Below are 12,461 nucleotides of genomic sequence, written 5' to 3'. Positions count from 1 at the left end.
TTATGTTAGGAATTCTTATTTTATAATTATTGTTTTTATGCTTATTTCTTACTTAATCTTACGGTCAATTTCTGATGAGGTTATGCCCATTGCGTTTAGTAGCGAATAGCCTAATATTTGCTGTTTGAAGTTGCCTCCTTCGAGTGGTTGCATTGCAAACAGCGTGATATGTTTTAGCTCATCATCTACATCGCGAAGCGTAGATCGTAGTGCACTCATCACATGCCCATCCTCAGCATTTGGTATTATCATAATACGCTTAACCTCTTCATGATTAAGAATGGTCTTCAGAAGGTCGAGAAGAACATTGTCTTTCTCGGCTGCTTCATCACCAGTAGCAATCGTATTAATAATGAACTCTCCAAGTTGAACATCTTTGAAAGCTTGTCCGTTCAACTCTTTCTCATAGTCAGACGGGACAAAGTTCTCTAGTTTTCGATTCTTTCTGTCATGTAGAAGGACTACTTGTGTCTCATGATTTCCTGGCTTCAATCGTCCGTCAAGGGCTATGTTTACAGCCCACTGACTGAAATCAGCAGCTGGAATACGACGGTTAAGCATTCGCTCAAAGTTGACAATGAGGTCGAACGCAACATGGTCTATATAATCACCATCCACGATGATGATATTCTCACTCCATTTAATGTTCTGTGCTTCTTGTGCATTCATAGCTACAAAGATACATTAAATCAAGCGAAATGCAAAATAAATAACTTCGTTTTTAATGCTTTATCTGTTTGTGTGATTTATAGATATAGATAATTATAGCAAGGAAGATAAGGGAGAACAGCACTATTGATGACATGGGAAGCATTTGGGCAGAACATGTTGTAAGATACAATATAACTACCATTAGTATGGGCATAATGGTACGGATAGCCTTTGGATTGTTCTTTCTTCGACTTTGTTCGCTCAATAGACTTGTGTCGTATGGGTGTTTCTCTTGGTTGATAATCAGTAGGAAGACGATTATTGAAATAGCAGGATGTGCCAATATAAGATACTTAGGACCGTAGCTGTCTGCCTCTCCTGCAAAGCTCCAATGCAGGATAATACTCTCAGGACCGTTCGTAATACGGAGTAATGAAATGACGGTAATTGCAATGATGATGGCTAATGATAAGATTCTACTTTTCATATTCGGATTGTTGTCTACGTTAGGAGTAACTGTCTTCATGTACAAATATACGCATAATCATAGTAAATTCAAAGCGAATATGTTGTTTTTTCATCTCTTAATCACAATAGATTAAGAGCGTATTCATGATGGCTTTTTATGTTGTTTATTCTCTTTCTTCAAATTCTTTTCATGAGTGGAAATATTTATTTTCATGAAAAAAAATAATTATGTTCACGTAAAAAAATATTTTTCTTCATGAAAATAATTCGTAGTGATATCTTTTTTGTCTCAGAAATCTTGAGTAGGAATAGTGATATTGTTATGCTTTTGAGGGTGTGCTGAATGGTTATTATCAATTATAAAGAGTAGGTCTGTAATCTGTTTCGATGGCTGTGAGAATATGTATAAACAATCAGTAAGAGACCTTTCCATGGTAATAGGACTGATAATATGTAACGTGATGAATGATTAGAGACAATAAAAAAGAGGCCTCTCCATAGTGGAGAAGCCTCTTAGCGTATGTTATATAGTGATTAAACTATATCAATTTAGTCTGTGCAGTAGGCGATTATGCCTCTTCGCTCCAGTCTTCCTTGGTCTTGCGAACATAGCTCTTGTAACGGAGCTTAGCCATATCCTCACAAGCCTTGAAGAGCTCTTGACCCTCGTTTGGATAAGCTTTGAGGACAGAGAGGAAGCGAACCTCACTGTGAAGGAACTCTTGGAACTTGTCCCAATCTGGAGCCTTAGAGTCGAGAGAGAATGGGTTCTTGCCTTCTTCTGCCAACTGTGGGTTGTAACGCCAGAGGTGCCAGTAACCACAAGCAACAGCGTTAGCCTCCTGAGCCTGGCTGCGACCCATACCACCCTTAATCTTCAAACCATGGTTGATACATGGAGAGTAAGCAATAATGAGTGATGGACCTGGATAAGCCTCAGCCTCACGAATAGCCTTTAAGGTCTGTGCGTTGTCAGCACCCATAGCTACCTGAGCTACGTAAACATAACCGTATGTAGTTGCCATCAAGCCGAGATCCTTCTTGCGGATACGCTTACCCTTAGCTGCGAACTGAGCGATAGCACCGAGTGGAGTAGACTTAGAACTCTGACCACCAGTGTTTGAGTAAACCTCAGTATCGAGTACTAAGATATTAACGTCTTCACCAGAAGCGATAACATGGTCGAGACCACCGTAACCGATATCGTATGAAGCACCATCACCACCGATGATCCACTGGCTACGCTTAACGAGATAGTGGTCGAGAGTCTTCAACTCTGCACATACAGGGCAACCCTTTGCTGCACCAGCCTCGATTAATGGCTTCAACTTAGCTGCTGCAACCTTAGAAGCATCAGCGTCGTTCATGTTGTTAAGCCATTCTTGAGCTGCTTCCTTGAACTCTGCAGATACATGCTCGTCATCCATAGCACCGCTAAGGAGCACTACGATGCGCTCACGCATCTTCTTGTTACCCATTGCCATACCCATACCGAACTCGCAGAAGTCCTCGAACAATGAGTTGTTGAATGCAGGACCATGACCTTCCTCGTTAGTTGTGTAAGGAGTAGAAGGTACTGAAGCTGAGTAGATAGAAGAACAACCAGTAGCGTTAGCAATCATCTCACGGTCACCGAAGAGCTGTGAAACGAGCTTAACGTATGGAGTCTCACCACAACCAGCACATGCACCAGAGAACTCGAACAAAGGCTGAGCAAACTGAGAGTTCTTAGCGTTTGACTTGATATCTACCAAGTTCTGCTTGCTCTTAACGTTCTTAACAAGGTAGTTCCAGTCGGCTGCACGACGTGTAGCTTCCTCTTCACCTGCAACAAACTGTGTCATTGACAATGCCTTGTTACCCTTCTTACCTGGGCAAACATCAGCACAGTTGCCACAACCTGTACAGTCGAGAACAGACACCTCGATACGGAATTGCATACCCTTGAGCTGCTTTGGAGCAAGAATGTCAAGTGTTGGCTCATTGAAGCCAGCCTTCTCTGCCTCATCCAAAACGAATGGACGGATACAAGCATGAGGACAAACGAATGCACACTTGTTACACTGAATACAGTTCTCAGCATCCCATGCAGGAACAAAAGCAGCTACACCACGCTTGTCGTAAGCAGCAGTACCAACTGACCATGTACCGTCAACGGTGCCATGATTAACGAAGTCAGAAACCTTCAAGAGGTCACCTGCCTGTGCGTTCATAGGACGAACGAGTTCTTTAACGAATGCTGGAGCATCGTCAACCTTAGCTTCATCGTCTGGAAGGTTAGCCCATGCTGGATCAACAGTCAGTTGTTTGTACTCGTTACCACGGTCAACAGCAGCAAAGTTCTTGTCTACAACATCCTGACCCTTCTTGCTATAACTCTTAACGATGAACTTCTTCATCTGGTCTACGGCAAGGTCGAGAGGGATAACCTCTGTGATACGGAAGAAAGCAGACTGTAGGATGGTGTTGGTACGGTTACCAAGTCCAATCTCCTGAGCAATCTTTGTTGCGTTGATATAGTAAACGGTAATATTGTTCTTAGCGAAGTAACGCTTTACCTTGTTAGGTATAAAGTGTACGAGTTCATCACCCTCAAAGATTGTATTCAGCAAGAATGTACCGTTCTTACGCAATCCACGTGTTACGTCATACATGTTCAGATAAGCCTGAACGTGGCATGCAACGAAGTTAGGAGTATTTACCTGATAAGTAGAACGGATTGGGCTATCACCGAAACGGAGGTGAGAACAGGTGAAACCACCTGACTTCTTAGAGTCGTAAGAGAAATAAGCCTGGCAGTGCTTATCAGTGTTATCACCGATAATCTTTACTGAGTTCTTGTTAGCACCAACTGTACCGTCAGCACCCAAACCATAGAACTTAGCCTCGAACATGCCTTCACCACCTAATGGAATCTCTTCAACCTCTGGGAGAGAAGTGAAGGTTACGTCATCAACGATACCTACAGTGAAATGATCCTTTGGTTCTGGCAATTCAAGATTATCATAAACAGCGATGATCTTAGCTGGTGTTGTATCAGCAGAACCAAGACCATAACGACCACCAACAATCAGTGGCTTGTTCTCAACATCATAGAAGGCACTCTTTACATCGAGGTACAGTGGCTCGCCCTCAGCACCTGGTTCCTTTGTACGGTCAAGTACTGCAATACGCTTAACAGACTTAGGAACTGCAGCGAGCAAGTGCTTAACAGAGAATGGACGATAGAGGTGAACGGCAATCATACCAACCTTCTTACCCTGAGACATCAAGTAGTCGATAGCCTCACGAGCTGCCTCAGTTGCAGAACCCATCAAGATGATGATATTCTCAGCATCCTCTGCACCATAGTAATCAAAGAGGTGATGCTCACGACCAGTAATCTTGGTCAATTCGTTGAGATAGTGCTCAACAACCTCTGGTACGTTCTCGTATGCACTGTTAGATGCCTCACGATGTGTGAAGAAAGTCTCAGGGTTCTCAGCAGTACCACGTACAACTGGGCGCTCAGGAGTCATTGCACGGTCGCGGAAACGCTTAACATCTTCCTCGTCAACCAATGGACGGATGTCTTCCTGGTCAAGACACTCAATCTTATGATACTCGTGTGATGTACGGAAACCGTCGAAGAAATTGATGAAAGGAACTGATGTCTTCAATGAAGCAAGGTGTGGAACTGCAGAGAGGTCCATTACCTCCTGTACAGAACCAGAGCAGAACAATGCGAAACCAGTCTGACGACAAGCCATAACGTCCTGATGATCACCAAAGATACAAAGGGCGTGGCTTGCAAGTGTACGTGCTGAAACATTGAATACACATGGCAAAAGCTCACCGGCAATCTTATACATGTTAGGAATCATCAATAGAAGACCCTGTGATGCGGTGAAGGTTGTCGTGAGAGCACCAGACTGTAAAGAACCGTGTACGGCACCAGCTGCGCCACCCTCTGACTGCATCTCCTGTACGCTAACAGTCTGACCCCAAAGGTTCTTACGTCCACGTGCTGACCACTCGTCTACGTGCTCAGCCATAGGAGATGATGGAGTGATAGGATAGATAGCAGCTACCTCTGAGAACATGTAGCTCACATGAGCAGCGGCTTCGTTACCATCACAAGTGATAAACTTCTTTTCTTTAGCCATTTTGAAATTTATTAAATGAATATTGTTATAATGTTTTTGGTCTTGCCTAATATAGGAAACCCATTAGCCAAAGAGGTACTTGATTGTCTTTCCCAACTTCGGTATTGTATATAATATAGGTTGTGTCGTTACTGAATCGTTTCTTGTTCTTTCCTGTATCACAAACCTTAAATTTGTCTTTCTGACTGATAATATATGTACCAGGCTTATTACTTTCGTTTACTAAGCAGACTTCTTGTAGTGCATTGACAAAGAATGTCTCCATAAGTTGCTGATCATCAAGATGGATAGGATAGATGGCATATATCAAGTTGGAGTTCTGTAGCATTACCTTTGCAGGCTTCTTTGGAAACTCCTGACCTACTGGGTAAACAAGACTTATGAGTCGTGCATCAGCGAGATTCTTGATGTAATTCATTACAGTAGCTCGACTTGTATTGATTTCTTTAGCAAGGTTACTGATGTTGGGAGCCTTTGGGCCTTCCAGAGCAAGAAGATAAAATAGCTTCTTAATTTTCGTGAGATATTTCAGATCTATTTGTTTGATGAGGAGGATATCGACCTCTGTCATCATGTTCATAGTCTTTAACAAGTTCTCAGAAAAGTTACGATGCTCTAAGAAGAAAGGGTAGAAACCATGGTGAATATAGTCTGCAAAGAAACTCATGGGACTAACCTTTGAGAGTATTTGTCTTGTTATTTCCTCGTGGTTGTTTACTATGTCTTGTAAGGTGTAAGGCTCAAAGTGTTGTCCTGTCTGTAGGTTTAAGTACTCACGGAAGGAGAATCCTCTAAGGTTGTAGCTCTTTACTATGCCATTCAGTTCGGGGTTTTCTTCTTTCAACCTCATGACGCTTGACCCCGTGAAGACAATCTTCAACTCAGGATAAGAGTCATAACACAAACGGAGTTCACTGCTCCAATTTGGCTGCTTGAATACTTGATCAATTAACAATACTTTTCCTCCATGGCGATAGAACTCGCCAGCAAAGTCTGCTATTCCTCTACTTTGGAAGTAAAAGTTGTTCATGTTTACATAAAGACATTGGCGATCAGTAGAGCCATAATACTCTTTCGCATATTGCAATAGGAAGGTAGTCTTACCCACGCCTCGTGTGCCTTTGATGCCAATGAGCCTGTCGTTCCAATCGATTTCATCCATGAGCCGACGGCGCACAGGAGCATTTACGTGCTCCACCAAGTAAGTATGCGTGCGAAAGAATGCGTCCATCTTGTTCTCTTTATATAATGTTATGCACATGCAAAGTTACTACTTATTTCTCTTATTTGCAAACTATAGATAGCAAAAAATGATTTTTTTATTTTTATTTTGTGGTATATTTGCTTTGATGTACCTTTGCACAACATAAATAAAGGACATCTATGACGTTACATATATTCAATCCCGAGCATGATATAGCATTAGCTTATGATAATAAGTATTTTACGGCTCCACACGCTGGAAGGCTACTTCGTCACGATTTAGATTATCTTCCTGTTCTTTGGGCAGCGGAAGGTGACTACGTTCTTGTAGAGAACATTGGTTCTGCTCAGCAACATGCACTTCGCCTTCAACGTTACGGTGAACAGGTTAACTTTGTAAGCAGAAACGATGTTGAGCGTCTTTCTGAACATATAGATAATGTGTCACCATGGGGATGGGACGCTGCCTTGAAATTTCAATTAGAACAGGTGGGCGTTAAAACAGCAGTTCTTCCTACTGACAAAGAACTTGCCGATATACGAAAACTGAGTAATCGACAATTCTCTTCTACCGTGTTGGAGGGGTTGCAGACGCAACTTGCTAATCCTGTCTTGCTTGGTAAGGCTTTTTATGCAGACTGTTTTGCGGATTTAGAAAGCATGCTTCAGACGATAGGAAAGGCTGTGATTAAAGCGCCATGGAGTAGTAGCGGACGCGGCGTACGCTATGTTGATTCAATCTTGGAGCCTGCCTTGGCTAATTGGGCTAAGAATGTGATAAAGATGCAAGGGGGAATAATGATTGAACCCTATTACAATAAGGTGAAAGACTTTGGTGTTGAGTTCTATTCTGATGCTGAAGGTGTTCACTATGCGGGACTATCTGTCTTTCATACCGTTAATGGGGCGTATCTTGGTAATAGCCTTGCTGATGAAGTAGAGAAGAAATCTATCTTGTCAACTTATATCTCAGAAGGTCTGTTGAATGATGTAATAATATCCTTGGAGCAGTTGCTTACCAGTCAGTTGCGTGGTGTTTATAGAGGTCCGTTGGGCGTTGATATGATGATTGTTGCGGCAGAAAAGGGGTTTATGCTTCATCCTGTTGTCGAAATAAATCTACGACGTACGATGGGACATGTCGCTTTGTCACTATCAAAGCGGCATGAACTCTCTGATAGAATAATGCGTATTGATTATGACGGGGCGCACTATCATCTCCACCTTGTTCATAAGGATAGATAATGACTACTGTCAGAGAAAGGGTGTAAAAGGGTCTGCGAGTTGATATTGAGGGATAGTAAAAAGATAAGGTAATCCTAAATATTATCATATCTTGATGTCGTTTATGTGGCTTACTGAGTTTCTGAGTGATGTTTCAGATACTACATACAGTGCCTATATAATTTTTTTCTGTATGCAAAATTCACCGTTGTTCTGTGAGTGACTGAAGTGTCCTACTGCTTCACTCCTTGTCTTCATGATAACATCTTGATAACTACTTTATATCTCGGGGATAACTGCAAGTGAGTAAAAAAGTATTACATTTGTTCTATCTAAATACCCTCATGTTGGGGGTATAATATCCCTAAGGTTTGAATTTGTAATATTCAATAAATCAGTATGTTATAAGCAGCAAAGCAGAAGACGCCCTTCTTGGGCCAAGAAGGGCGTCTTCTGCATGCAAGAAGGGCATGTTCTTGAATATAATTAGGCCTCTTCTTTGAGCTTAAAGAGCATGTGTTGGGGTTGAGAGTTGCGAAAAATGTTGACATAAAGAGACTTGATACCTCTCCTCATAGACTCTCAACGAAGGGGAAAGGAATGTTTAGTGGGAAGGACCTCCCCCGACCCCTCCGAAGGAGGGGAGCGCCTAACGGGATATGGTTTGCTATGATTTAAGAGTCTTCAGAATTTTGGAGTGATAATAATCCGCCTAAGCTTAGGTATTTGGCGAGATGTCACACAGAGGAACGGAGAGTACGGAGGGTTATCAAAACAAAGCACTGGTAGGCACGGAGGCACCGTCGGTGCGTGGAGCGACGGAGATAGTTTGTCAATTCTGTCAGCAATTTATATACAAAGCGTTCATACCAAAAGGGTTATCAGAAATCTGTACGCTGCACCTCCGTCGCTCTTTGTGCCATCGGCACCTCCGTAACATTGCCTTTATCTCCATCCTCTCCGTAGCTCTGTGTGCCTTATTATATAAGCGTTTTAGTTTATCACTCCATATTTCGGAAGAACCTGATTTAATGCGTGACAAGGAAGGTGAAGGAGCCTAATCTAAGTTGTTAATAGCCAACACTCAACATTTAGTACTCACGGTATAAGCCATAATCACCCAACACTCAATACTTAACACCCATCAAACAATCCATTAACAGCTAACAAAACACCTAACACCCATCAACCACTATACAAATCATTACCACCTAACACTTAACATCCAACACCTATAAAAAGCCATTACCACCTAACACTTACCACCCAACACCCATCATTTAGGCGGTTATTCATAAATAGGGAAAGGAGGAATGAACTCTTGGATTGTAGTAAAATTGATGATAAGAGACAACTGGCAACGATCATGCTTGAAACATGGTTGTCGTATGCCGATAATTAATGGAATTCTTTTCGTGATATTGTGAGTTTGTATACAATGTACAAACCGTTGCTTATTCAGCTATCATAACCGAATAAGGAGTGAAGTATTAGACTTTAGTTTGTTAATGAATCCAGTTGGATTAGTTGTTATATAGCCAGTAGACCAATCCAACAATTGCTATAGCAACGAATGTCATAACAATCTTCATTACCTTATTTATAATCTTGCGACGGCGTGCAGCTGATGAAGAAGGGGGCTTAATTCCTCCCGTGTGATGGTGCGTATGATGATGCCTTGTCATGTTTTAGAGTTTGTGTGAGAAGGGTCTCCTGTAGAGAAGTAACCCTTCGCTTGTTAATATAACTTTACACTAATTGTGACAAAGGTACAAAAAATCACGGATACAACCTAATGTATCCGTGATTTTCTTAATTTTAATTTATTTTAGAAACGGAAACTTAATTCCAAGTCGAACATTGAGTAGTTCGGATGACCTGCAGGACCATTCAAGGAACGGTCGTGAACGTAAGAATAAATACCACTTAACGCAAGGCTCTTAGTAAACTCATAATCAAGTCCTAAGTCGTATTGAGTGCGCTGCTTATCTGCTCCATCAGATGGCTGATACATATCGTAACGTGCCTTGGCATGTAGCTTCTTAGGAATGATAGGTGCAATGACTAAAGCATAAACACCCTGAGCTTTGTCTCCATCTGCACTAAGATTGCAGTCTGTAGCTGCTGAAGCATCTGTGTTGCTCAGTGCTTTAGCGAAAGCATTGCCAGTAGAATGTACGTATTCTGAGCGTACTGTCCAGTCTTTAATCTTGTATTCTGCAGAGAAGGCATAGCGTCGTTGTTGCAGGCTACGTACACCAGAGTGTGTGGTTCCGGCTGCGTCTGTCCACGTACCCTTGCGAGCATACGAACCTGTCCAGCCGAAACAACCTAAGCGCATACCTTCAACAGGCATTACCCATACGCCACCAATGATGTTCTTCTGCTGGTCGACATCTCTTACGTTGATACCCTGTCCGTCGAAAACTCCAACTTGATAGTGTACAAGGTTCCTACCAGCATTATTCTTTAAGAAATCACCTTGTATCTGTACACCAATATCTCGACCGTTTGAAGGATGCGCACCAGCACGGTCAGAGAAGCTTGCCAACTTCTGAACACTTTGTGCTACGCTCATGAAACCTTGGTCGATAGGGTGGATAGGGTTGTCGAATGTAAATGGATTCTTGAACTGTCCCGCCTTAACACGGAAGAAATCATATTTCTGCCACTCGATGAATAAGTCGACTACACGGGGTGATGCGCCCAAAGTAGAGGTGTTACCATTAAACTGTAACTGTGCTTTCCAATACCAATCATTTAAGATACGGCCATCAAGAGAGACACGACCAAGACGGAGGTTGAATGTGTTTGACTTGTTGTTATGCATACCATTGTATTGGTATTGAACGATACCAAAGCCTGACAGCTTAACGTTATTAATCCATTTCGGTGCTTCTTGTGCTTTGCTGAGAAGCGAGCATAGCATCATAACAGATAAGATAATTGTTTTTCTCATAACTATATGAATTTAGGTAATGATAATATCTTAGGTTGATAACTTGGCTGTTAACGATGCAAAGATAGTGTTTTATCAAACATAAACAAAATATTATGATGTTTTTATTGTGTGTTTTTCTTTGTGATGGCGATTGATAATGTTATCCTTATATATAATAAGGTGAAATTGTCTGTGATGTCAGTAACAAAGGAGGAAAAACCTGTGAACTGACAAGACAGACAATTTTTCTTTAGATATTATAGCTTTACTATCTCTTTTCTAATAGCACTACATTCTCAACGTGTGGGGTGTGAGGGAACATGTCTACGGGTTGAACAGCTGCTACCTTGTAGTCAACATCGAGTAGAGCGAGGTCGCGTGCCTGTGTGGCAGGGTTGCAACTCACATAAACAATTCGTTTTGGACTTGCTCCGAGGATTACGTTTACTACGTCTTGGTGCATGCCAGCACGTGGAGGGTCGGTGATGATGACGTCTGGACGACCGTGTTCATGGATGAAGTCTTCCGTAAGGATGTCTTTCATGTCACCTGCATAGAAGAGCGTATTGTCTATTTTATTAACCTCAGAATTGACCTTTGCGTCTTCTATTGCTTCTGGAACATACTCAATACCAATAACTTGTTTGGCCTTCTTGGCGACGAAATTGGCTATGGTTCCCGTTCCTGTATATAGGTCGTAAACAAGTTCGTCACCTGTAAGGTTTGCAAACTCGCGCGCTACAGAATAAAGATGGTATGCTTGTTCGGTATTGGTTTGATAGAAGCTCTTTGGTCCCACCTTAAACTTCAAGTCCTCCATTGTCTCAAAGATATGGTCATTTCCCTTGAAGAGAATGAGGTCGAGGTCGTTAAAGGTGTCGTTACCTTTCTGATTATCAACGTAGAAGAGTGATGTAATCTGTGGGAAACGGTCGGCAATATGCTGCATTAATGCTTTTGCACGTTCGTCATCTCCCTCCTCGTCGTAGTGGAACTGTATGAGTACCATCCATTCGCCGGTATTAGAGTTACGCACCATAATATCACGGAGTAGGCCATGCTGTGCGCGAATGTCGTAGAACTTCATCCCTGTCTGGTGTGCATAGTCGCGAATGTCATTACGTAGTTCATTACAGAGGTTGTCCATCAACCAGCATTTCTCGATAGGGTAGACCTTGTCAAAAGCTCCTGTGATGTGGAATCCGATAGCTCCTTCTTCTAAGCCAGCGTCTTCTGGCAGAGCTTGAAGCTCCTCAGCTGTGTACCATCTCTTGTTAGCACAGCCGAATTCGAGCTTGTTACGATATTCCTTTGTATGTACAGAACCCATGATAGGGCGGAACTCAGGAAGCTCAACCTTACCGATACGGCTTAGTTGGTCGTAAACTTGTTGTTGCTTTGCCTTTAGTTGCTCTTCGTAAGGGAGGTTCTGCCACTTACAACCACCGCAGATACCGAAATGTTCACACATAGGTTCTTGACGAATATTGCTCTTGCTAATGAAGCGGATGACGGTAGCTTCACAGTAGTTGCGCTTCTTCTTGCGTATCTGAAGGTCTACAACGTCTCCTGGTACTACAAAAGGAACAAAGATAACCTTGTCGTCTACGTGCGTAACACACTTTCCTTCGGCTGCTACAGCCTCTATTGTGACATTCTCCAGAATGGGTAATGGCTTTCTTTTTCTACTCATAATCTGTTTTGTATTTCGTTGCAAAGTTACTAATTTTTTCTTGTTTGTGGTTTACATGATGATATTTATCGGTTCTGTGTACGCCAACAAAGTAAAAATGTAAGGTCAACATAGCAAATTTTACAGAAAAGTTTGC

At 42.1% G+C, this 12,461-nt stretch carries 9 protein-coding genes; 2 read left to right on the top strand and 7 right to left on the bottom strand.

Annotated elements, in window-relative coordinates; genetic code table 11:
- Positions 1 to 48: 48 nt before the first annotated feature.
- The 4 genes from AXF23_RS06610 to AXF23_RS06595 form a co-directional block, all read right to left on the bottom strand.
- Positions 49 to 669: a DUF6621 family protein gene (locus AXF23_RS06610; protein WP_107624740.1), complete on the bottom strand. Its 621-nt coding sequence runs from the start codon at positions 667 to 669 to the stop codon at positions 49 to 51.
- Positions 670 to 721: 52 nt separating this feature from the next.
- Positions 722 to 1,138 (bottom strand): DUF1648 domain-containing protein, encoded by a 417-nt coding sequence (locus AXF23_RS06605; protein ID WP_233251252.1) that lies wholly within the window; start codon positions 1,136 to 1,138, stop codon positions 722 to 724.
- A gap of 550 nt (positions 1,139 to 1,688) precedes the next feature.
- The gene (gene nifJ / locus AXF23_RS06600) at positions 1,689 to 5,264 is read right to left on the bottom strand and encodes a pyruvate:ferredoxin (flavodoxin) oxidoreductase (protein ID WP_107624738.1); all 3,576 of its coding nucleotides are present in this window, start codon (positions 5,262 to 5,264) and stop codon (positions 1,689 to 1,691) included.
- A 46-nt stretch (positions 5,265 to 5,310) separates the two neighbouring features.
- A complete protein-coding gene (locus AXF23_RS06595; protein WP_107624737.1) occupies positions 5,311 to 6,495 on the bottom strand; it encodes an ATP-binding protein in 1,185 nt (394 codons plus the stop codon).
- 152 nt (positions 6,496 to 6,647) lie between these two features.
- Here AXF23_RS06595 and AXF23_RS06585 point away from each other — a divergent pair, with 152 nt between their 5' ends.
- Entirely contained in the window at positions 6,648 to 7,712 is a 1,065-nt protein-coding gene (locus AXF23_RS06585) for an ATP-grasp domain-containing protein (RefSeq protein ID WP_107624736.1), read from the top strand.
- A gap of 713 nt (positions 7,713 to 8,425) precedes the next feature.
- Positions 8,426 to 8,752, top strand: coding sequence for a hypothetical protein (locus tag AXF23_RS15815; protein ID WP_146156730.1), 327 nt, complete (start codon positions 8,426 to 8,428; stop codon positions 8,750 to 8,752).
- 462 nt (positions 8,753 to 9,214) lie between these two features.
- On the opposite strand, the gene AXF23_RS15945 is transcribed toward AXF23_RS15815, so the two are convergent.
- The 3 genes from AXF23_RS15945 to rlmD form a co-directional block, all read right to left on the bottom strand.
- Positions 9,215 to 9,376: a hypothetical protein gene (locus AXF23_RS15945; RefSeq protein WP_158267686.1), complete on the bottom strand. Its 162-nt coding sequence runs from the start codon at positions 9,374 to 9,376 to the stop codon at positions 9,215 to 9,217.
- 143 nt (positions 9,377 to 9,519) lie between these two features.
- The gene (locus AXF23_RS06580; RefSeq protein WP_107624735.1) at positions 9,520 to 10,650 is read right to left on the bottom strand and encodes a porin; all 1,131 of its coding nucleotides are present in this window, start codon (positions 10,648 to 10,650) and stop codon (positions 9,520 to 9,522) included.
- Between the two features lie 250 nt (positions 10,651 to 10,900).
- Entirely contained in the window at positions 10,901 to 12,325 is a 1,425-nt protein-coding gene (rlmD, locus tag AXF23_RS06575; RefSeq protein ID WP_107624734.1) for a 23S rRNA (uracil(1939)-C(5))-methyltransferase RlmD, read from the bottom strand.
- Positions 12,326 to 12,461: the final 136 nt, after the last annotated feature.

The organism is Prevotella sp. oral taxon 313 (assembly GCF_003043935.1).
GTDB classification, from domain to species: Bacteria; Bacteroidota; Bacteroidia; order Bacteroidales; family Bacteroidaceae; genus Prevotella; species Prevotella jejuni.
Note: the sequence above shows the minus strand (reverse complement) of the source record. Positions and strands in the feature narration are given on the sequence as shown.